Annotated in this window: 15 protein-coding genes; 11 read left to right on the forward strand and 4 right to left on the reverse strand. The window is 41.5% G+C overall.

Annotation, left to right across the window (positions count from 1 at the left end; genetic code table 11):
• Positions 1 to 655: 655 nt before the first annotated feature.
• The 3 genes from GTQ43_RS12580 (at position 656) to GTQ43_RS12590 (ending at position 5,082) form a co-directional block, all read left to right on the forward strand.
• Complete coding sequence (locus GTQ43_RS12580) at positions 656 to 1,813, forward strand: XdhC family protein (protein ID WP_265272955.1); 1,158 nt, start codon at positions 656 to 658, stop codon at positions 1,811 to 1,813.
• 14 nt (positions 1,814 to 1,827) lie between these two features.
• A complete protein-coding gene (locus GTQ43_RS12585; RefSeq protein ID WP_265272956.1) occupies positions 1,828 to 2,472 on the forward strand; it encodes an NTP transferase domain-containing protein in 645 nt (214 codons plus the stop codon).
• A gap of 267 nt (positions 2,473 to 2,739) precedes the next feature.
• Positions 2,740 to 5,082: a glycoside hydrolase family 31 protein gene (locus GTQ43_RS12590; protein WP_265272957.1), complete on the forward strand. Its 2,343-nt coding sequence runs from the start codon at positions 2,740 to 2,742 to the stop codon at positions 5,080 to 5,082.
• 55 nt (positions 5,083 to 5,137) lie between these two features.
• Here the strand turns inward: GTQ43_RS12590 and GTQ43_RS12595 are convergent, their stop codons facing one another.
• Entirely contained in the window at positions 5,138 to 8,698 is a 3,561-nt protein-coding gene (locus GTQ43_RS12595; RefSeq protein ID WP_265272958.1) for an AAA-like domain-containing protein, read from the reverse strand.
• 422 nt (positions 8,699 to 9,120) lie between these two features.
• Between GTQ43_RS12595 and GTQ43_RS12600 the strand changes: the two genes are divergently transcribed.
• Positions 9,121 to 9,288, forward strand: a complete 168-nt coding sequence (locus GTQ43_RS12600; protein ID WP_265272959.1) for a CopG family transcriptional regulator — start codon at positions 9,121 to 9,123, stop codon at positions 9,286 to 9,288.
• A 219-nt stretch (positions 9,289 to 9,507) separates the two neighbouring features.
• Here GTQ43_RS12600 and rpsU read toward each other — a convergent pair whose 3' ends face one another.
• Together rpsU and GTQ43_RS12610 are read right to left on the reverse strand one after the other, a co-directional pair.
• Complete coding sequence (rpsU, locus tag GTQ43_RS12605) at positions 9,508 to 9,699, reverse strand: 30S ribosomal protein S21 (protein WP_265272961.1); 192 nt, start codon at positions 9,697 to 9,699, stop codon at positions 9,508 to 9,510.
• A 120-nt stretch (positions 9,700 to 9,819) separates the two neighbouring features.
• Positions 9,820 to 10,143 (reverse strand): RNA recognition motif domain-containing protein, encoded by a 324-nt coding sequence (locus tag GTQ43_RS12610; RefSeq protein WP_114085123.1) that lies wholly within the window; start codon positions 10,141 to 10,143, stop codon positions 9,820 to 9,822.
• 351 nt (positions 10,144 to 10,494) lie between these two features.
• Between GTQ43_RS12610 and GTQ43_RS12615 the strand changes: the two genes are divergently transcribed.
• On the forward strand, positions 10,495 to 11,889 hold the full coding sequence (locus GTQ43_RS12615) for a TldD/PmbA family protein (RefSeq protein WP_265272962.1): 1,395 nt from the start codon (positions 10,495 to 10,497) through the stop codon (positions 11,887 to 11,889).
• A gap of 420 nt (positions 11,890 to 12,309) precedes the next feature.
• Positions 12,310 to 13,644: a pentapeptide repeat-containing protein gene (locus GTQ43_RS12620; protein ID WP_265272963.1), complete on the forward strand. Its 1,335-nt coding sequence runs from the start codon at positions 12,310 to 12,312 to the stop codon at positions 13,642 to 13,644.
• Between the two features lie 209 nt (positions 13,645 to 13,853).
• Here the strand turns inward: GTQ43_RS12620 and GTQ43_RS12625 are convergent, their stop codons facing one another.
• A complete protein-coding gene (locus tag GTQ43_RS12625; protein ID WP_265272965.1) occupies positions 13,854 to 14,441 on the reverse strand; it encodes a Uma2 family endonuclease in 588 nt (195 codons plus the stop codon).
• A gap of 309 nt (positions 14,442 to 14,750) precedes the next feature.
• Here GTQ43_RS12625 and GTQ43_RS12630 point away from each other — a divergent pair, with 309 nt between their 5' ends.
• The 5 genes from GTQ43_RS12630 (at position 14,751) to GTQ43_RS12650 (ending at position 21,915) form a co-directional block, all read left to right on the forward strand.
• Positions 14,751 to 14,873 (forward strand): hypothetical protein, encoded by a 123-nt coding sequence (locus GTQ43_RS12630; RefSeq protein ID WP_265272966.1) that lies wholly within the window; start codon positions 14,751 to 14,753, stop codon positions 14,871 to 14,873.
• A 166-nt stretch (positions 14,874 to 15,039) separates the two neighbouring features.
• Complete coding sequence (sppA, locus tag GTQ43_RS12635) at positions 15,040 to 16,875, forward strand: signal peptide peptidase SppA (RefSeq protein ID WP_265272967.1); 1,836 nt, start codon at positions 15,040 to 15,042, stop codon at positions 16,873 to 16,875.
• A 350-nt stretch (positions 16,876 to 17,225) separates the two neighbouring features.
• Entirely contained in the window at positions 17,226 to 19,667 is a 2,442-nt protein-coding gene (locus tag GTQ43_RS12640) for a dynamin-like GTPase family protein (RefSeq protein ID WP_265272968.1), read from the forward strand.
• Positions 19,668 to 19,707: 40 nt separating this feature from the next.
• Positions 19,708 to 20,208 carry a KGK domain-containing protein gene (locus GTQ43_RS12645; protein ID WP_265272969.1) on the forward strand — a complete coding sequence of 167 codons (501 nt, stop codon included), beginning with the start codon at positions 19,708 to 19,710 and terminating at the stop codon, positions 20,206 to 20,208.
• 687 nt (positions 20,209 to 20,895) lie between these two features.
• Positions 20,896 to 21,915, forward strand: coding sequence for a S66 peptidase family protein (locus GTQ43_RS12650; RefSeq protein ID WP_265272970.1), 1,020 nt, complete (start codon positions 20,896 to 20,898; stop codon positions 21,913 to 21,915).
• The last annotated feature ends 289 nt before the right edge of the window (positions 21,916 to 22,204 follow it).

Raw genomic sequence — 22,204 nt, forward strand, 5'->3', positions numbered from 1 at the left:
GGCATAAAGCTGTAGATACGCAAAAGCATATAGCGGGACGTTCGCGATAGCATCTCGTAGAGAAGTACAATTTTGCGTCTCTACACTATCCGCTAGACGATCATTTTAGTCTTATCTGAACCGTATTGCCTTAGAGGATGTTTGAAAAGTCTTTTTGTCGGTATCAAATATTTTTTTACCCCACCCTAACCCTCCCCGATATATTGGGGAGGGAACTAGATTTTCCGGTTTCCCCCCTTTACAAGCTACGGTGTACACACATCTCTGTAGAAACCCAAAATCGTTGGAGATCCCCCTAAATCCCCCTTAAAAAGGGGGACTTTAAAAGACTTTTGCCCCCCAATTTATCGGGGGGTTGGGGGGATCAAAAGCCTATGAGGCCACTCTCAAAGACTTGTGTGTACACCGTAGCCTTTACAAGGGGGGATTAAGGGGGGTAATAATGTGATTAAAATTACAACAAACTACTTTACAAACAACCTCTTAAAGACTGTTTTCTTTCTGCTCTTTAACTAATGTCCAGGGATGGATAATGTAATTTATTTAAACGTAAAAGTAAGCGCAAAGTCACGCAGAGTATTAAGAGAGGGAATTGTCGGCGTGACTCTGCGTTTACCTCTGCGCCCCTTTGCGTTAAAAAAACATAAACAATCAAATGAACGAACTACAAGCAATCTTAAAAGGCTTTGAGTCAAGTCAAAAAAGTGGTGAAATTACTTTTCTTGCCACTGTAGTTAAAACTCAAGGTTCAACCTATCGCCGACCGGGTGCTAAAATGCTGATGACAAATACAGGTCAGATAATTGGCACAATCAGCGCTGGTTGCTTAGAGAATGACGTATTTGAATATACTCAACAACGAATGTCAGACGGCAAACCAATTGTTGTTACTTACAATCAAACCGCCTCTGAAGATATTCTTTGGGGTTTTGGTCTAGGGTGCAATGGGATAATGCAAGTTCTCATCGAACGGCTTGAGACAGAAAGTACACCAAATGCGATCGCTTTTACACAAGAGTGCTTTCATAAAAAACATTTGGGTGTTATTGCTACAGTCTTTGCTTTTGAAGGTGCGGTAGATGTAAAACTTGGCTCGCGCTTACTGCTCTATCCAAACGGTAAAATTGTCACTAATATTAAAGAAACAGATTTAATTAACTCTCTGAATGCAGATACTCAAGCAGCCCTCGCTAATCAAAAGTCAAGGGTAAACAACTATCAGTTACCTTTAGGTAGTGCAGAAGTTTTCATCGAAGTCATCCAACCACCCACACATATAGTAATATTTGGTGCAGGTTATGACGCTATACCCGTAGCCCAGTTTGCTCAAGCATTAGGTTGGGACGTGACTGTAGTTGATTGTCGAGCTAATGAGGCAACTAGAGCGCGATTTCCTCTCCCTTGTGATGTGATTCTTAGCCGTCGAGAAATTGTACATAAACAGGTTTTTATAGATGCGCAAACAATGGCTGTGGTGATGACGCATAATTATCTTGACGATCTAGAAATTTTCAAGATGGTGTTACCATCTCCGGCACGCTACATTGGCGTTTTAGGGCCAAAGCATCGCACAGAAAGATTACTTCAAGATTTATCTACAGAAGGAATAGTTTTTAGTAAGCAACAATTGAGTAGATTGTATAGTCCTGTTGGTATTGATATCGGCGCTGATACACCCGAAGAAATAGCGATCGCCATTATTGCCGAAATTCAGGCAGTGCTGAGAAACCGCAATAGTAATTTCTTAAAAAATCGGAATCAACCAATTCATCAAAATTATCAAAGCAACTTCAATTTGTTGTTAGCAACATAGTATTTATATCTGTTATGACATCGACCACCGAGCAAATACAAAATGAAACATCAAGCATTGCGATTATTATTCTCGCGGCGGGTGCATCTACTCGCATGGGTAGACCAAAACAACTGTTGTTTTATCAAGGACAGAGTTTTGTGCATCACATTGCAGAAATTGCGATCGCTTCAGTTTGTAAACCTGTGATAGTAGTACTTGGAGCAAATGCAGAACAGATTTATCCCGAAATTAAGCAACTTCCCATTCAAGTAGTCCATAATCTGGATTGGGCTTGTGGAATGAGTGCTTCCATCAAAAGTGGTATTGAATTATTAAATAATCTTCCGCAAAAAATAGATGCAGTAGTGATCGCGCTTTGCGATCAGCCATTTGTTTCTCCTCAAATTATTAATCAACTTGTTGATGCATATTATTCGAGCCAAAAACCAATCATTGCTTGCGAATATGCAGGGATATTAGGTGTACCTGCTCTATTTAGTCAGAGATTTTTTTCAGAGCTTGCGGCTTTGAAAGAGGCTTCAGGAGCAAAAAGGTTTATTAATAATAACCTTAATGAAGTGTTTTCCATTCCCTTTCCATTAGGTGATATTGATGTTGATACACCAAAAGATTACGAACAATTGCTATCAATTAACAGAGCATCTGATGAAGTTTAGGTCAAGTGGAAGTCCCTAAGTTAAGGAAACTAGCCTTTTCAAGGTGACTCTTAAAATCTTAAAATCTCTGCGCTCTCTGTGCCTCTGCGGTTTAAAAATGATTTATTGAACTGAACCTTATTAGGCGCAGAGAACACAGAGAAAAGAGGAATTACCGATCCAAAGTAAAGTTAGATATACGCTCTGCCTAAAGATACACGCTTTTTAGCAGTAGTTTATGTGAATCTCAATTGGGGAAAATAGTTATCTTGGAATCAGGGATTGAATATGCCACAATACTTTGGACAGCTGCACACCACCGAAGCGCCTTGGTCAATCCTGGGAGCAGTCCAAGCAATACAACAGAATGAGCGTCATATTATATTGCAGTGCAGTGGCCCCTGTCTAAGAGTTAGTGTCTTAGCACCAAACTTAATTCGGGTACGGATGTCTCCAAGTGGTGAATTTCTCTCTAGGCGATCGTGGGCTGTGACACAAGCGGATGAAGAATGGCCGACTGTGCCTTTTGAAGTGCGAGAAAAAGCAGAGACTATAGAAATTGAAACTGAGCAATTGTGTATTGTCGTGTCCCGCAATCCGTGTCGTATCGAGTGCTTTGACTCAGTAGGACAGCCCTTTGCTCAGGATACAGATTTAGGGATGGCGTGGCGGACAGGGGAGGTTGCAGGGTGGAAACGGATTGAATCTGACGAACATTTTTATGGTTTTGGTGAACCTACTGGTTTACTAGATCAGCGTTCAAAAGTCAAAACCAACTGGGCATCAGATGCGATCGATTATGGCATCATGACAGACAGCATGTATCAGGCGATTCCTTTTTTCATCGCCTTGCGTCCGGGATTAGGATACGGGCTTTTTTTTAATACTACTTATTGGAGCCGATTTGATCTAGGCGCACAGCAGCCTGGAGTTTGGCAAATGGAAACTCAAGGGAGTGAACTAGATTACTACATTATTTATGGGCCGGAACCTGCAAAAATTATCCAGACTTACACCCAGCTAACGGGACGGATGCCTTTACCACCTCGATGGTCATTAGGATATCACCAATGTCGCTGGAGTTACGAGTCACAAGATATAGTCCGCAAACTAGCTGATGAATTTCGTCAACGGCGCATTCCCTGTGATGTTATCCATTTAGATATTGACTATATGAATGGCTATCGGGTTTTTACCTGGAGTCCCAAGCGATTTGCCAAACCTCAAAAATTAATCCAAAATCTCAAGCAAGATGGCTTTAAAGTAGTAACGATTGTCGATCCGGGAGTCAAATACGAGCCAGAAGCAGATTACCAAGTCTTTGACGAGGGATTAAAAAACAACTATTTTATCCGAAAAACTGACGGTCAATTATTTCACGGCTATGTTTGGCCAGACAAAGCTGTTTTTCCTGATTACCTACGGACTGAAGTTAGAGATTGGTGGGGAAATTGCCAAAATAGTCTAACTGATATTGGTATTGCCGGCATCTGGAACGATATGAATGAACCCGCACTTGATGACCGTCCATTTGGCGACCCTGGTAACAAAATTTCCTTTCCCCTTGATGCACCGCAGGGGCCAACTGACGAAAGAACCACCCATAAGGAAACCCACAATCTTTATGGGTTAATGATGGCACAGGCATCTTATCAAGGAGCTAAAATATCTCGTCCTACTGAACGCTCTTTTATATTGACACGCTCTGGATATGCTGGCGTTCAACGCTGGTCAGCAGTCTGGACAGGAGACAATCAATCTCTGTGGGAACACTTAGAAATGTCCCTACCAATGCTCTGTAACCTGGGTCTATCGGGCATTCCCTTTGTGGGTAGTGATATTGGCGGGTTTGCGGGGAATGCGACGGCGGAACTATTTGCTCGTTGGATGCAAGTAGGAATGCTTTATCCCCTGATGCGTGGGCATTCAGCATTAACTACTGCACAGCACGAACCTTGGGTATTTGGCGATCGCATCGAAAAAATCTGCCGCGAGTATATTGAACTCCGTTATCAACTACTACCTTACATTTACACTCTTTTTTGGTCAGCTGCAACTACTGGCGCACCAATTCTTCGCCCACTTCTGTATGATTTCCCCAATGACCCAAAAACCTTTGCTCTTGCCGATCAAGTCATGCTTGGCCCCTCCTTGCTAGCTGCACCAATTTTGCGTCCCGGCGTTGAACATCGTGCCGTGTACTTGCCGGAAGGTTATTGGTACGATTGGTGGAGCGGGGAGGAATTTACAGGGCCGACTCACATTCTTGCTTATGCACCACTGGAGAAAATGCCGTTATATGTTCGTGCTGGCTCCATTATTGCGATCGCACCAGTAATGCAATATGTAGATGAACATCCCATAGACCAAATGAGGCTGCGAATCTGGAAGGGCGTTGGTGAGTTTACCCTTTATGAAGATGATGGTCATACTTTTGAGTACCAAACAGGAGCCTTTTGCACGACAACTTACCATGTTTATTCCCAGCAGCAAAGAACTATTGTTGAGATTGCAGCTAGAGAAGGTGAATTCTCACCTATAACTCGTGAAATTATTGTGGAACTAGTCGGCGTTGGGGAACAGAGTTTTCTAGATGATGGTGCTGCCCATCGGTTGGAATTTTCTACTTAGACAGCAATTCATCCCACGCTCCTAAAAGTGAGACGTGGGGCTTCAAGAGTTTCAACTAATTGCAAAGAGTGCGATCGCCCTTGGCGTTGGCGGAGCCATCGCTATCTTCCAATGCTGTGTTAGTTTTCAAATAATCTCGCACTAGGGCGCAAGCATAAGTTGGTGCGTCTAAGCTGAGAATTCGCGGTAAATTCCACAGAATCAGTGTGTTGTCATCACCCCCTGAGACAAGTATTGTTCCATCCCGGCTGATGGCAATGTCCCTAATTGCTGCGGTATGTCCTTTAAGAGTTGTTATTTCTGTACCATCCAGTTTCCAAAGTTTGACGGTAGCATCGACGCTGCCAGAAGCAACTATTTTCCCATCGGGACTAAAAGCAACTCCCCAAATTGCAGCTGTATGACCTTTAAGAGTTTTCAGCAATTTGCCTTCAACTGTCCATAACTTCACAGTATTGTCGCCACTTCCAGTAGCTACCACTTTCCTGTCAGAGCTAAAGGCTATTCTCCATACTGTCGCTGAATGTCCTACAAGGGTTTTGAATAACTTACCATCCAGCGTCCACAATTTCGCAGTACTATCGCCACTAACTGAACCAACAAACCGACCATCTGGACTAAATGCGACGTGCCATACTTCCGCCTGATGTCCTTTGAGAATTTGTGGTGCTGGGCGATCGCGCTTCCATATTTGAGCGATTTTGTCAACATTTGCCATTGCGATCGTTTGTCCATCGGGACTCAATATTGCTGCTAAGAGTTTACCGAGAGGATCTTTGTAGGTAGCTACTAAAGTGCCGTCTTGCTGCTTGAGCTTTATTCGATCGTCGTAAGTACCAAGCGCGATTAAATTGCCATTTTCACTAAATGAAACGTCGAAGATTGCGCCCCCAGATTCAGTAAAAGTTTTCAGCAATTTACCTTGGCGACTCCAAATTTTAGCAGTGTTTTCGTGGCTAGCTGTGGCGATCGCAGAACTGTCAAAGGCGATCGCTATTGACCAAATCCCGGCTTTGTGGGCAACGATCGATTTTTGAAATGGATTCTCACTTTGCCAGAGTCTAACAACGTTTTCTGCACCCGCCGAAGCAATAAAGCTTCCATCTGGGCTAAAAGTCACTCCCCAAACAGACGCACTGTGTCCTTTCAGCGTCCTCAGTTCTGTACCATCAATATTCCAAAGTTTAATCGTTTTATCGAGACTGGCAGAAGCAATAGTCTGACCATCGGGACTAAAGGCGACTCCCCAAATCCCGGCACTGTTACCTTTAAGAGTTTTATCAAGGTGGTAGCTTTCGCCTGTACGATCTCGCTGCCAAAGTTTGACAGTTGCATCTTCACTCGCTGAAGCAATAGTCTGCCCATCAGGGCTGAAAGCTACTCCTATAACCCAACCAGTATGACCTTGAAGAGATTGTAGAGGCTTGGCGTTTTGCCAGCCCGAACTGTCTCGTTTCCAGAGTTTTACTGTCTTGTCGAGACTTGCAGCAGCAACTATTTGACTGTCAGGACTAAAAGTTATTCCCCAAAACCCCACTTTGTAATCTTGAAACGTTTTGAGCAAAGTACCATCTCGCTTCCACAGTTTCACGGTTCTGTCGAAACTGGCAGAGGCAAGGAACTGACCATCGGGACTAAAGGCGACTCCCCAAATCGAAGCTGTATGACCTTTGAAAGTGTTGAGTAAAGTGCCATCTCGCTTCCACAGTTTAATAGTGCCATCTTCGCTTGCCGAGGCGAGTACCTGACCATCAGAGCTAAAATCAACTGCCTTAACTGCTGCCTGATGACCTTTGAAAGTTGCAACTTCTCTACCATCACGTCGCCAAAGCTTGATTGTTTTATCTATACTTGCTGAGGCAATCAGAGAACTGTCAGGACTGATATCTACTGCTAAGACAGCTGCTTTATGACCCGAAAAACGATTGTACTCGTCTGCTCCATAAATTGCTTGACGTAATACATTGTCTACCTGATGCTGAAGATTTGTGTTTGGTTTATCTAGTGTTTGCAGTCGATGCTTGGCTTTAATTGCTTCTATGAGTGCGTCCAATTTACGATTTGAGGCAAATAATCCCTCAGAAGAAGATACAAGCGCTCTAATTTCGCTGCTTCTAGCTTGATTTGTACTTTTGAGAGCTTTGCGGTAAAGAATAAAACTTCCTATCCCCAAAGAGCTAGAAACGATCAATCCAATACACACTGCTATGAGCAAAAATCTTTGGAGTTTAGCAGTTTTTTTCTCTTGGGCTAGTCGTGCTTCTATTTCTTTGGCTCGTGCTGCCTCCAATGAGGTTTGCACTTCGCGTTGTTCGCATTCAAGACTTGCAGTTAAAAATTGATAATCCAAATCGCTCAGACTTTTGCCCTGCGCCCAATTTTGAATATCTTTTAGAGCCTGTCCTCGCAAAAGACGCGATTCATCTTTAAAGGAAGAGGCTACCCAAAAATTGAATGTTTGCGAGTAAGGGCGCAGATTGTCTAACTGCTTGATCGCCCATTCAGAGTTGAAAACATTGTGATAAATAGGATTTTTTATTTTGAGATAGCCGTTGTGTTTCTCGACTAAACCAGATAACAACAGTTCTATCTGTTCTTGACTATCATCGCTTGGAACAGGAATGTCTTCTGTTGCCTGTTCTCTATTTTCGGCTTGCAATACTCGTTGGTAAAGCCCTAATAATCTTCCGGCTCGCTGTTCGTTAAAAAGTAGGCGATCGCGAATTGTGCGGAGGTGTTCGGGATCGTCCTTGGCTTCCCAGTTTTGAATAATCTGCGATCGCACAAATTTTTCTACCCAAAATGCCTGAGTTTCCGGTGGTAAAGCAATTTTTCTACTAGATGTTTCTAAAGTTGTGTGGACAATTAACTGACAGAGTTTTTGGGTGAGAAATGGTTGTCCTCCACTCCAGTAAAGAATCTCTTCAAGTACTGCTTCCGGTTGAGTTATAACTTCTTCTAATCCCTTGAGCAATGGTGTGGCTTCATGGAGTTGAAAGCCATGTAAATCTATTGCTGTACCAATGTTAAAAGGTGTGCGCCGTTTGTCTGAAATTAGATCGGATGGACTGGCTACGCCAAATAGTGTAAATCCCAAGCGTCTAAAATTTGGGTCGTGTGCTTGCTGGTTGTAGCAATGACGAATCCAGGCAAAAAAATCACTAACAGGAAAACTCAGACTTAACAAACTATCAATCTCATCAATGAAGATGAAAATACGTTCGGCTTTGGTATTTGGCAGTAACACTTCTTCTACGAACTGGTGTAGTTTTTGCACTGAGGAAAGACCTGTTTGCATCTCCCACCATTGCTTAAATTTGACTTTTTCTACCAGATTTAAGCTATAGAACAGGCTAATAATAATACCTTTGTACCATTGTTCTGGTGTAGTATCCTCGCTACCCAATGTGGTGACATCTAAGTAAACACAGCTATAGCCTTCTTGTCTAAGACGATGGCTTGTGCGCTGTAGTAGCGATGATTTGCCCATCTGTCGAGAATTGAAGACGTAACAAAAGTCACCAGCCTTCAGGCTTGTATAAAGTGTTTCGTCAGCTTGACGGATAACGTATGTCGGATCGTCACTGCGGAGACTACCCCCTACTTGATATCTCATATAAGCTAATTAGATTAGATATTTGTTCATTTAATTAGCAACTATATAGCCTAGTACAACAAGGCAAAAGCAAAAAGAAAGAACGCTGATTTTCACCTTCTTTTGCAAATAGACTTGATGATTTGCCTCTGCCTCACCAAATCATCTTAATTCTTTAAAATATGACAACATTTAGTAATAATACTTATTTTATGTTTATTGGATTGAATATTTTTTTACATTCTACTTATAACTACCAATCTAGAAGTAGCTAAACTTCATACTTGAGAATATACCCTACATTTTCACTAATTCTTAGGAAAATATCATAAGTTGCTTCATCATTACTTAAATCAAATGTCGTTACTTATACCATTGTAGTAGCAGTTTAAATGATTGATATTAGAGAAGTAGTTTCAAAATAAAGCTTGTCTGTCTACTACATGAATAAAAAATGGGCTGCTAAACGACTTACAATCAATCTCACATCAAGCGAGGCACAGAAACTCGAACAATATTGTTCAAGTACGGGGAGACCAGCGACCGATGTGATTCGAGAGTTAATTCGCTCTCTTTCTACCCAAGAGGAAAAATTCTCCCAAACCTCGTAAATCACAGTAAACTACTCACATCTACCTAACGGCTGAGGTGTGAGTAGTTTACATATTTTGCTAAATGTTTAAAATCTAACCCCATTTCGTTCGATAGATAGGAGTTTCAACACAGCCATTAATTTATCGCATTTAGCTAAAATGTCAGAGTAGCGATCGCGACTTCAAGGCATATTGTTTTTTGTTAGAGAGGGCGTGAGCGTAGATACCGCTTATTCTCTAATTACGATGAAAATTTCTCTTGCGTTGTTTGTGCCTTGCAACTTCTTTGCGTTTGTGTTTTTCCAAAGGCGTTTCAAAGTGGCGATTCTTTCTCATGTCTGGGAAAATACCTGCTTTGGAAACTTCTCTCTTAAATCGACGCAAGGCTGACTCAATTCCTTCATTTTCGCCCACAAATACTTGGGTCATTTTCATCTCCTACTTAATTGGTACTGGACAATTTCAAAGCATCCAGTAGCTCGGAGCGCAAAAAGGGCAGATAATGATTCTGCCCTAAAGACGTTAAAACTTAATTTTTAATCTTAAAGCTTAGTAGCGTCCACGGTTATATCCACCGCCGCCGCCACCGCGACGATCGCCACCACCACCACCAAAGGAACCACTTCTATCTTCCTTGGGTTTAGCTTTGTTCACTTTGAGGTCGCGTCCCATCCATTCAGCACCATCAAGAGCTTCAATGGCTGCTGTTTCTTCAGCTTCTGTACCCATCTCTACGAAAGCAAAGCCACGTGGACGGCCTGTTTCACGGTCAGTAGGTAACTGAACGCGCTTTACAGAACCATGTTCAGCAAAAACAGATGTAAGGTCTTCTTGTGTGACCTCGTAGGATAGATTACCTACATAAATTGACATGCGTTATCTCCAAAATCATAGGTGTGTAGAGATTTAGATTTCGGAGACAAGCTTGTTAAGACCAAAAGGGAAAAGCCTGTCAATACTAAAAACAAACGCTGTAACCGAATTTTATTCTCACCTAACTACCTTAGCACATCCTTGAGTTCTTACCCATTGTAAAAAAGGAAGTACTAAGATTGGGAATTGGGCATGGGGCATTGGGCATTGGAAATTGGGCATTGGGTAAGGAACTTGTTAAATAATTTCCCCTTATCCCCCTGCCCCTCATGGGCGACTTTAACATTGAGTAGCAAAAATTCCCCAAATAATTGCAAAATAAATGGAGTTCGTCATTGTAATTACCTGGAAATGCCGACTACACTTGCTGACGCACAAAATTTACTTTCTGACCTGATCGCCCGCTACTCAGGGCGTGTAGATTATCTGATGATTCGCCTTGAAGAAGCAGAAGGGACTGATATCTTGTTGCGTGGCGACAAGGTAGAAACCCTCAGTGAAGGCATCTCTATTGGTGGACATATTCGCGCTTGTTATAAAGGTGGATGGGGGTTAAGTTGCTTTAACCAGTTGGCGACAATTCGGGATCGGATAGAAGAAGCGATCGCTGCGGCGCGGCTAGTTGGTGATGAAGAAACTTTACTTGCACCCATTGACCCGGTGCAAGCAGTATGCATTCTCCCTCTAAAAGGTACTGACCCCCGAAAAATTCCCCTCTCCGAGAAAAAACAATTGTGCGATCGCTACACTGAATTACTCAAAAGCAGCGATCGCCGGATTACCACTACCTCGGTGCGTTATGGTGACAGCGCCCAAAGAGCGATCATCGCTACCTCGGAAGGGACTTTGATCGATCAATCTTGGGTGGATATGGAAATGCGTTTTGCGGCCACCGCCAGGAATGGCGAAACCGTACAAACTGGACGAGAAACTACAGGTTCTCGTAAAGCCTACGAAGATTTAACTAATTTGGATGAACAGGTAAAAGGTGCGGCTCAAAGAGCGATCGCAGCTTTATCTTTACCATCTGTTAAAGGTAATACTTATACCGTAGTCATTGACCCAATTCTCACAGGTTTGTTTGTCCATGAAGCCTTCGGACATCTTTCTGAGGCTGATATGGCTTACGAAAACCCCGATTTGTTAGAAGTTATGACTATCGGACGGCGATTTGGCCCCGAAGAACTGCAAATTTTTGATGGTGCGGCTCCAGAGGGACATCGCGGTAGCTATTTTTACGACGATGAAGGTACACCTGCCACCACTACTCAACTAATTGAAGATGGAGTTTTAGTTGGACGTTTACATTCTCGTGAAACTGCTGGCAAATTAGAGGAAGCACCTACGGGTAACGCCCGTTGTCTCAATTATCATTTTACCCCCATTGTACGGATGACAAATACCTGGATTGAGCGGGGTAAAACGCCAGTCAAAGACTTATTCACCGATATCAAAGAAGGAGTTTATGCCCGTAATTGGTTGGGTGGGATGACAAATGGGGAAATGTTTACCTTCAGTGCTGGGGAAGCGTGGATGATTAGAAACGGTCAAATTGCTGAACCTGTTCGGGATGTAACGCTTTCGGGAAATGTATTTCAAACTTTAGCCGATATTGAAGCAATTGGTGATGATTTTTACTGGGATGAATCTGGTGGTTGTGGTAAGGGAGGGCAAAACGGGTTATCAGTCGGTTGTGGTGGCCCTAGTCTCCGAATTCAAGATGTAGTGGTTGGTGGGGAAACTTAAATTACCCGCTACTATAGTAATCCTAATCAGCCGGGGAAATTTCCGATTCCTCTCTACGCCTCTGTGGTTAATCTATTTTTACAAATGATTTAGGAATCTGGTTTGATTTTTGGACTAAAAATATCCCTTGCTTTGGTACGTGACAGTTCTGGGTGCGGAATCAAGGTTATATAGATCCCAAATCCGCGATAAATCGCCGTCAGGACGAAGGACTGATTATTGTAAAGACGGCGATTTATCGCGTCTCTTGCCTTAACCGAACAGTATTGTTTGTCACCCTATCTCCGTGGATAAAGCGTCGTATAGACACGGTTTCTAACCGCCGTTTTAGTTAGTATACGTAGGTCTTTCGTTTTGGATTTAGTGCAATTTTTGATAAAACAGGTGTTGAACTAAATCTGCTGGGGCAAAATAGAAAACATGACGATTGAATCCGATTCCTCTGATCTACCAACCCCAAAACCAGTTCCCGAAAACGATTTGCAACCGGATGACTTTGACGGTAGTTCCACTGAGAAAAATCTAACCTCAGAAGTACTAGCGGCTATTGGATCTTTGCAATCTCCGCAACATACAATTGCTTTACAACAAGCCCGTTCTGACTTCAAGCAACCTAGTACCAGCCAATTCACAGTTAAGCCGAGAGCATTGCTAATTACTCTAATAGCGATCGCCCTCACCTTCATTGGAGTTATCCTCAATAACTGGATCGTTGGCATTACTGGAACGCTGATAACTTTGTTGTTATCCCTAGCGATATTATTGCCTTGGTTCCAAGAAGTTTTAGATGAGTGGTTTTCACCCCAAGAACGCACCTTGTTTGTGGCCTTTTTGGGATTATTAGTAGCCATCATCGGCTTGATCAGGTTCACAGGTATAGGCGATCGCTTACTTGTTTTGGGACGTAAAATTAACTGGGACATTGCTGGAACCCTAGCAGATTGGTTTGGCGCTTTGGGGCAAATTCTCATCGCGATCATTGCCGTTTATGTAGCATGGCGACAATATGTCATTTCCAAAGACTTGACAATTCAGCAAAACCTGCTCACAGTTCAGCAAAATATTATTACCCAGCAACAGACAATTGATTCTTATTTCCAAGGCATTTCAGACTTGGTGTTAGATGAAGAAGGATTATTAGAAGATTGGCCCCAAGAAAGAGCGATCGCTGAAGGACGCACTGCGGCAATTTTGAGTAGTGTCGATGGTAGTGGTAAAGCGAAAATTCTCCGCTTTCTCTCACGTTCTAAGTTGTTATCACCCCTAAAACGCGATCGCTTATTAGGTCGAGCTATTCTCGATGGGACTGGCGGATATGCAGAAGACCGCTTAGAAGGTTTGCGTGTCATCGATTTAGGCGTAATGCTAGCCGCCGCAGACCTTTCCGGTACTGATTTACGTTGGACTGACCTCAGCGAAGCTAATCTTGTCCGCGCTAATCTGACCGGTTGTGACTTAGTAAAAGCTAACCTCTCCCGCACAATTTTATATAGTGCTAATCTTGATGGTGCGGACATCAACGGCATTCGCCTATTCTATGGTGTAGTAGATAAAGCATCACCCCGCAGTCGCACTAAACCACCAGATTATGAAACCGGCGAACAAACTGGTGCTGTGGTGGAAAATGCTGATTTCAGCAATGTGCAACGGATGTCTGAGTCTGCACGTTGCTACTGTTGCACTTGGGGAGGTGAAACAACTAGAGCCACTATTCCCGGTGGTTGTGAAGGCATTCCTAATAAGTTGGGACGGTAGTTGTAGGTATAAAACAATCGCTATAGAGACGTAAAATTTTACGTCTCTACATTCAAGTTCATACCTCGATTCAAATCTCTTAGAGAGGTTTTCTGTGTCTTCTCTGCGAGACGCTGCGCGTTGGCGGTTCGTTAAAAAATTGACTTTGACAACAAAAGTTTTAGCTTTAACTAAACCATATTGAACTATAAATATATTTTTCTACTGCTTTATTCTTCAATCAACTCAAAATTAACCCGCTCATAAATATCACGCAAGGAAATTTGGAACTCAATAGAATCCAAGATTAAAACAGCTTCTTCACCTTCATACTCCTTAAAAATCCATTGACCTTCTGCTTGCTTGGCAAATTGTTCTACAGTAAAACTATACTGGTCAATCATAATATATTCCTGAAAATCAGGAATTGAGCGATAATATTTAAACTTATCTGTTTTGTCATAATTTTTAGTTGAGTTTGATAAAACTTCAACAAGTAACAAAGGGTTAGTAATAGTTGTTGTACCTATTCCCTCGTAAATAGGCTTACCTTTGACGACTATAACATCAGGATAAGTATAAAGGTGATAACGCGGTATTGATACTTTCACATCAGCCATATATATATCATAAGCTTGACCTTGCACTGTCAGGGGAAATTTTCTACAAAAATTAAGTGAAATTTTATTGTGGTTAGTTGTTCCTCCTGTCATCCGTATAATTTCTCCGTCTTTGTATTCATTTTTATATTCAGCCTTCTCTTCTAATTCCAAATATTCTTCTGGGGTGTAATAGTGCTTTTCTGTTTGTAAAATCATATTAATTAACTCACTAAATATTAGGAATGTGTATGTTATCAATAGCGTAACGCACACTAAATTGATTCAACAAAATTAGGATATGCTTGCTTGTTGTTTTGACTTAAAACCCTCTTTTGGAGAGATGTTTGTAAACAAAATATACGTATTGTAATTTTGTAAAAAAGATCGCCTCGATCGCGGCAGTTATTTTTTAATGAAACTTATTTTATAATATTTATCTTCCTCTTAATTATCTTTATTCCAACAATAAATAAAATTATCAAATGATATCAACATTTTTACCGATCGCTCCAGATATACGCTTAATTGCTAGATGTGGCAGCAGCGATCGCATTCAGAGCAGATATGGCTGATTTAGTCATAACCTTTTCTGAAAGCGCGGTAACATCAGAGACAGCAGTTACCGAACTAGCTCAACCAGATAAATAATTGCCGAAATCACCACAGTCTTATTTTGCACAAGCAACACCACCTTGTATCAGTTAAAGCACTCTGGTACTTTACAGCGCATAGAATAAATTAAGTAGGTCATTAGTCATTAGTCCTTTGTCAATGCCCAATGCCCCATGCCCCATGCCCAATAACTAAATAACTAATGCGTAATTTTATCAAACAAACTTTTGCTAGTTTAGTTGGCACTTTACTAGGACTAATTATTTTCGGTGGTTTAGGAACCACTGGACTGTTCTTGCTGATATTGACTGCTACCTCTTCTAAAGATACTGGGCCGAGCGTAAAAGATAAGTCAGTGCTGGTTTTTGACTTGTCGATGAAAATTACTGATAGCGAACCCAGTTCAAGCGAAGTGCTTCAAAATACACTATCAGGTGTAGATGACGAAAGGATATCACTCCACAAAGTTGTGGAAACTTTGGAAAAAGCACGGCGCGATCCGCGAATTGTTGGGATCTATATGGATGCAACTAGCACCAGCCAAGTTAGTAACGTCGGCTATGCCTCCCTAAAAGAAATTCGGAAAGCGCTGGAAGAGTTTCGCGCTTCTGGAAAAAAGATTGTTGCATACGGCAGTGATTGGAGTAAAAAGGAATATTATCTGAGTTCAGTCGCAGATTCCATTGTACTTAATCCTCTAGGACTGATGGAAATCAACGGTTTGAGTTCACAACCGATGTTCTTAGCTGGGGCATTGCAGAAGTACGGCGTTGGTGTTCAAGTCGTGCGAGTGGGTAAATTCAAAGGGGCAGTAGAACCGTTTATCCTGACAAAATTGAGTCCAGAAAACCGCGAGCAAACTCAGAAATTGTTGGATGATGTTTGGGGAGAGTGGCGCACTGCTGTGGGTGCAAGTCGCAAAATTGAACCTAACCAGTTGCAAGCGATCGCAGATAGCCAAGCAATACTAGAAGCCAACCAAGCCAAAACCAACGGTTTAGTTGATCGAGTAGAATACCCCGATCAAGTGGTAACAGACCTCAAAAAACTGACAGATAGCGATAAAAACGACAAAACATTTCGACAAATTAGCCTGAATAGCTACGCTCAAGTTTCTGGCAAATCTTTGGGTGTCGAACGTAACTCAAAAAATCAAATTGCCGTTGTTTATGCTGAGGGCGAGATTGTCGATGGTAAAGGTGATGATGGACAAGTAGGAGGCGATCGCTTTGCTAAAATCTTCAACAAACTCCGACAAGATAAGGATGTCAAGGCTATTGTATTACGAATTAATAGTCCTGGTGGAAGTGCTACCGCAGCCGAAGTTATGCAGCGAGAAGTGAAATTAACTCGTGAAGTAAAACCGGTTGTAGTATCAATGGGCGATGTCGCCGCCTCTGGTGGTTACTGGATTGCTAGCGACTCTAATCGCATTTTTGCTGAACCAAATACCATTACAGGCTCAATAGGTGTATTTGGGTTGCTATTTAATGGGCAAAAGCTGGCGAATGACAACGGTATTAGCTGGGATTCCGTGAAAACTGCACGCTATGCAGATAGTCAAACAGTTTCGCGTCCGAAATCGCCCGAAGAATTAGCACTTTATCAGCGCACTGTTAACCATATTTATGATATGTTTCTGAATAAAGTTTCTCAAGGTCGTAAACTCCCAGAACAAAAAGTGGCAGAAATTGCCCAAGGGCGAGTTTGGTCTGGTGAAGCAGCCAAGGCAATTGGTTTGGTTGATGAAATTGGCGGTTTGAATATTGCGATCGCTTATGCTGCTAAAGAGGCAAAACTAGGAGAAGACTGGGAAGTGCAAGAATATCCTCGCACTGGCAGTTTTGGAGAACGCTTTTTTGGGCGTGCAACTGAAGAAGCACGGACTGCTTTAGGAATTGAAGGGACACAACTCAAGCCATCCAATCCCATAACCACTGAATTCCAGAAATTGCAACAGGAAGTAGAGATTCTGCAAAAGCTGAACGATCCAAAGGGAGTTTACGCCCGCTTGCCTTTCAACTTGAAGATTGAGTAAATGCTTTTTTGGGCGTTACTGAATTCTAAGCATGAAAATGATTTTGAGTGATTTGATAACCCTTGTAGAGACCATTGACAGGAAAGACCAAGTAAGTAGTTAAACAAAATTAATTACACGATTTATCGCCGTCTTTACAATAATCAATCCTTTGTAGAGACGGCGATTTATCGCGTCTCTTGCCTTAACCGAACAGTGTTGAGATATGTCATAGGGGCAATTCATGAATTGCCCCTACGATGCAGTTATATCTTGCATCCAAACCGCATCAAATATCTCAGAAAATATACTGTACCATCCAGACAATAAATGTAACTAATATATACATAAATATTGTCAGGGTGCTGAATATGTCAGATTTACCGCTTCAGTGCAAAAATTTGAAAGACCAGGTTGAGTGCATATTACAACTTTTACAACAAGAATCAACGCTATATTCTCAAGATATTACACCTGTACAAACTTCCCTAAGTAAAGCGATTTCTCCCAAGTTTGAGATTGTGTTTGCAGGTGCGTTTAGTGCCGGTAAATCAATGCTAATCAATGCATTATTGGAGAGAGAACTACTTTACAGTGCAGAGGGACATGCTACAGGTACAGAATGCAAAATCGAGTATGCAGAAATAGAGAAAGAACGTGTTGTTTTGACATTTTTAAGTGAAGCAGAGATTCGGGAACAAGCAGTTTCTTTGTGTCAGCAGCTAGGATTTAAGACAGTACCTAATATCAACCAAATTGATGTAATTAACTTACTACTTGAAGGTTCTGAAGCCATTATTCAGCAGGAAGGTGGTGAGAGTAAATCAGAACGTGCAAAACAGGCCAAAGCGTTAATGTTATTGTTAGAGGGATATATAGCAAACCGCGATCGCATTTACACAGTTAATAATGCTACATATTCAATGGAGCAATTTAACTTTTCCAACCTCAAGGAAGCTGCTGGATACGCCCGTCGTGGTAGTAATAGCGCAGTATTGAAGCGGATAGAATACTACTGTAATCATCCTCTGCTAGAAGATGGGAATGTAATCATTGACACACCTGGAATAGATGCACCCGTAGAGAAAGATGCACAATTAACTTATGCCAAAATTCAACATCCTGATACTTCGGCGGTGGTGTGTGTGCTAAAACCGGCTTCAGCGGGTGACATGACAAAAGAAGAAACAGAACTTTTGGAATTAATGCGGCAAAATGGGGGAGTACGCGATCGCGTTTTCTATGTCTTCAACCGCATCGATGAGACTTGGTACAATACCCAACTACGACAACGATTAGACAATTTAATTAGTGGGCAATTTGGCAATCCAAGCAAAGTTTATAAAACGAGTGGATTATTAGGATTTTATGGCAGTCAAATTAAACAGACAAGCCAACAAGATAGATTTGGTTTAGATTCTGTTTTTGCAGAAAGCGTCAAAAGTTTAGATGGTAAAGAAGAAACGCCACAATTTATCTATGCCTTTAATAACTATTGTGTAAATTCAGGTAAGCTATCTACAACTAAATTCCGTGTTTCTGTTAACGGCTTTGAAACCCCAAATCAAAATTATGTACGGATTTTGGGGGATTGGGGAAATGAACTGATCGAAAAGCTAATTCAAGATAGTGGTACGGAGGAATTTCGCACAGCTATTACTCGTTATCTTACAGAAGAAAAGCGACCACAACTATTTAAAAATCTTGCTGATGACTTGGAAGATGTTTGTATTAAACTGAAAAAACATTATCAGAGTGTACAACGTAATTTAGATAGTCAGCCTCAAGAAATTGAGAGTATGAAGCTGCAAGAGTTGCAACGCCTAAATCAGCAACTTCAGCAAATTGGTAGAGAGTTTAGTGAGCATATCACAGAAGAAGTTAACCAAATAATTAATAATTCCTGTGATGCTTTTGAAGCAGATTTTAAGCAACTGCAATCACGGATGATTCGCCGTCTAGATGAATTGCTAGATACTTTTTCTGTAGCTGATGCTTATCGACGCGCAACCATTAGCCATCCTCGCAATGCAACTGCACCTTTAATTGCGATTTTAGTAGAGGCATTTTATTATTTAGCAAATCAATTGGAAGATATTCTGGTTGAATCTTCTCAGCAAGTAGTTACAAGTTATTTCCAGCGATTGATTGAAAAGATTCGGAAGTCAGAATATTATCGTCAACTGTATCGTTTATTAGATCATGATGGTGGAATTGAACAAACGATAAAGACTGTCGAAAAAGTAGTTACTCAAGCATTACTGAGTGCTGCTAGTGTAGAGTGCGATCGCTTTGTGCGAGAAAGTCCCAGATTTTACGATGAAGGCACTTTTTCTATATATCAATTTCGCCAGACTTTATCACAAACTTCTCAAGGTTACGACGCTGAAAGTATTGTGGAAGCAGAACCAGCAATTAGGCAATTATTGAAGTTAGATTTTGAACCAAAAGTTTCTCAAACTATTCGCAAATCTTTTCGTCAAACTATCAACCAAACACTCAAAACTCAGTTGTTGCCAATGGCAGATCAGCAAGCAGATGAAATTTTACAGCAATACCCACACGCACGTGCTTATTTAGAGAAAACATTAGAACAAGAAGCTGAAGAAAAAATTGCGAATAATCGCCGATTATTGAATGTTGTTGAAGAAAATATTGCAGCATATAATTCAGCCGCTTCTAATATTAATAGTTGTTTACAGGCGATGCAATTATATGACCATCTTTTACCTATAATTGGTGATTTGTTTGATGCTGATAGTAAGTTTGGGAATAATGAGTTTTTGGTTTCAGATGTGGTACAAGAGGTTTAATTTTAATCTCGAAGATGATTTGAGATAAATTTAGCTTTTAGTGAGTGCTTTAGCACTCACTGACTACGGTTTTGTTTTGCGCAAAGAGGTTAAGGAGCATATTTTGGTCGAAATCACCAACAATGGCAGATATCGTAGAAGAAAATCAAAAATTGAGGTTGATAAGCAAGATGAATTCAAGCAAATAGAGTGTAACGATGGTGATGTTTTGGACTTTGGAGACAACATATATAAAGTTGCTAAATTGAAACAAGCAATAGATACCTCATATAATTCCCATCTGGTAAATATATTGAATGAAGAATTAAGGAGGAAGGGAGTAGATATAAACAATTCTCTTGTGAATTTGTTTCAGACGGGGACAGATTGCGAAATTTTAACACTAGGTTCTCAAAGCTGGAAAAAGGGTAAAGTGAAAATTAAAATAAGCGTTGAATTTTATGTTGAAGAGGAAGATTTACAAATAACTAACAGCAACAATTCACAAATCACCGAACCAGAATCGCCTCTTGATGATCTTCGCCGTATGATTAATGAGTAAAATTAGTCAATCAAAATTTACATATAGCAATCTTATTTGATTTGTGGAAATTCGCGGTGTACAGATCCCCGACTTCTTTAAGAAGTCGGGGATCTAACTTTTTATGAATGATTTAGGCGTTGGTATAACCTAGTGAACTACTCCGCCGTAAGACGGACGGAGCTTCCCAATTCATCGGGAATAGCTTCCAGAACTCCATAGTACTAGAAAGTCTGACATTCCCTCCAAGGGCAGGAGTCCTGGTTCCCAAGACCCAAATCTTTCTCTTGCAACATATACCTTTACGGGTTCGGCACTTCCTTCAAGTCGGAGAACCGCAAGGGCGGAGTGCCTCACCTGAAAGCTAATGGTTTTCACTTATGGCATTGATGGTGAAAAACGCGGTCTTGGGGTCTCCCCAAGTAGAGCGATTTTGAACCCGGAGGGTCAAGACCAAATAATTTTATCAGAAAATTCTGGGGCTGTCTTGCAAAGTTGCTCCTCTACAGCGCTCCGCGCATCCTTCGGCGGGGGAGACCCCAAGACCGCACTTTGCGCTTCGTCATACATCTGATATTTGTTTTTGCTCTTGCAAAAAATCAATATCAGATGCAATCCTTATCCCCCGCTCCCTATCCCCACCTTATGAGTACATTGAAGGTGGGGACTTCCGCGACACGTTAAAATTCGTCACTATCCTAAATACTTATGCTTATCAAACGTCGGGAATTTCTTGCAAGCTGTGGATTAGCTACCTTCGCTACCCAGATACCATCATTTACCGCCCAAGGTAAGCCATCTCCAAACACCATCTGCAAGCCGCCCCACCTGCAAGTAGGCGATACCGTAGGATTGATTTCCCCTGCGGGTATCATTGACGCTAAAGATATCGAAGCAGCGCAGCAATCAATTTCACAATTAGGGTTAAAGGTTAAGTTGGGGGAGCATATTTTAGATCGTTACGGCTATTTAGCGGGTAAAGATGCCGATCGCGCCGATGATGTAAACTTGATGTTTAGCGATCGCACCATCAAAGCAATTATTCCGATGCGTGGTGGTTGGGGCTGTAATCGCATTTTACCCTTACTCAACTACTCACTAATCCGCTCCCATCCAAAGATTATCATCGGCTATAGCGATATTACGACGCTGTTGTTGGCAATTAATGCCCGTAGTCAAATGATTACTTTTCATGGGCCAGTTGCTACATCTACTTGGAATCAATTTTCAGTGGATTACTTCAAGCGCATCCTATTTAATGGTGAAGCTGTGACTATGCAAAATCTCAACCCTAGCGAAGTGCGGGTGGAGACAATAGCACCAGGAAAGGCGACAGGTAAACTTATGGGTGGAAACTTATCAGTCTTATCAGCGATGGTAGGTTCACCTTACCTACCTTCTTGGAACAAAAGCATTCTATTTGTGGAAGAAGTTGGCGAGGATGTTTACCGTGTAGATAGAATGCTGACACAGTTAAAAACGGCTGGGATACTTAACCAAATTGCTGGCTTTATCTTTGGGCAATGTACTAATTGTAAACTTGGGGATGAACCATCGTTTACTTTAATGCAAGTCTTGCAAGATCGCATACTTCCTTTAGGAGTTCCTGCTTGGTATGGTTCAATGATTGGTCATATTAAAGATAAATTTACCTTGCCAATTGGTGGGGAAGTGGAAATAGATGCTGAACTTGGGACAATACGAATGTTAGAGGCGGCTGTTAAATAATTTTGGATTTTAGAGGATGTTTTAAAAGTCCTCTGGTCGGTAGCAAAAAGTTTTAGATCCCCCTAAATCCCCCTTAAAAAGGGGGACTTTGATTCTTCCCCCTTTTTAAGGGGGGTTAGGGGGCAATACAGTTCAGTTAAGCATTTCTTTCTTCTCTTTGCGTTCTTTGCGTCCTTTGCGGTTCGTTAAAAAAATTGTCTTTTACAAAGAGTTTTAGCCAGTATTGGAAAGGGTTTTGTGTCTGTTTTGGGATGATTCAAAATCTAAAATCTAAAATTCGATGATTTTG

This window comes from Nostoc sp. KVJ3, assembly GCF_026127265.1.
Lineage (GTDB): Bacteria > Cyanobacteriota > Cyanobacteriia > Cyanobacteriales > Nostocaceae > Nostoc.

Bases quoted from the DNA above. Each gene is read 5' to 3' on its own strand.
- GTQ43_RS12580 (WP_265272955.1), top strand. From the start codon at position 656: ATGAACGAACTACAAGCAATCTTAAAAGGCTTTGAGTCAAGTCAAAAA.
- GTQ43_RS12620 (WP_265272963.1), top strand. From the start codon at position 12,310: ATGACGATTGAATCCGATTCCTCTGATCTACCAACCCCAAAACCAGTT.
- GTQ43_RS12585 (WP_265272956.1), top strand. From the start codon at position 1,828: ATGACATCGACCACCGAGCAAATACAAAATGAAACATCAAGCATTGCG.
- GTQ43_RS12595 (WP_265272958.1), bottom strand. From the start codon at position 8,698: ATGAGATATCAAGTAGGGGGTAGTCTCCGCAGTGACGATCCGACATAC.
- GTQ43_RS12650 (WP_265272970.1), top strand. From the start codon at position 20,896: ATGCTTATCAAACGTCGGGAATTTCTTGCAAGCTGTGGATTAGCTACC.
- sppA (WP_265272967.1), top strand. From the start codon at position 15,040: ATGCGTAATTTTATCAAACAAACTTTTGCTAGTTTAGTTGGCACTTTA.
- GTQ43_RS12615 (WP_265272962.1), top strand. From the start codon at position 10,495: ATGCCGACTACACTTGCTGACGCACAAAATTTACTTTCTGACCTGATC.
- GTQ43_RS12640 (WP_265272968.1), top strand. From the start codon at position 17,226: ATGTCAGATTTACCGCTTCAGTGCAAAAATTTGAAAGACCAGGTTGAG.
- GTQ43_RS12590 (WP_265272957.1), top strand. From the start codon at position 2,740: ATGCCACAATACTTTGGACAGCTGCACACCACCGAAGCGCCTTGGTCA.
- GTQ43_RS12610 (WP_114085123.1), bottom strand. From the start codon at position 10,143: ATGTCAATTTATGTAGGTAATCTATCCTACGAGGTCACACAAGAAGAC.
- GTQ43_RS12625 (WP_265272965.1), bottom strand. From the start codon at position 14,441: ATGATTTTACAAACAGAAAAGCACTATTACACCCCAGAAGAATATTTG.
- GTQ43_RS12600 (WP_265272959.1), top strand. From the start codon at position 9,121: ATGAATAAAAAATGGGCTGCTAAACGACTTACAATCAATCTCACATCA.
- rpsU (WP_265272961.1), bottom strand. From the start codon at position 9,699: ATGACCCAAGTATTTGTGGGCGAAAATGAAGGAATTGAGTCAGCCTTG.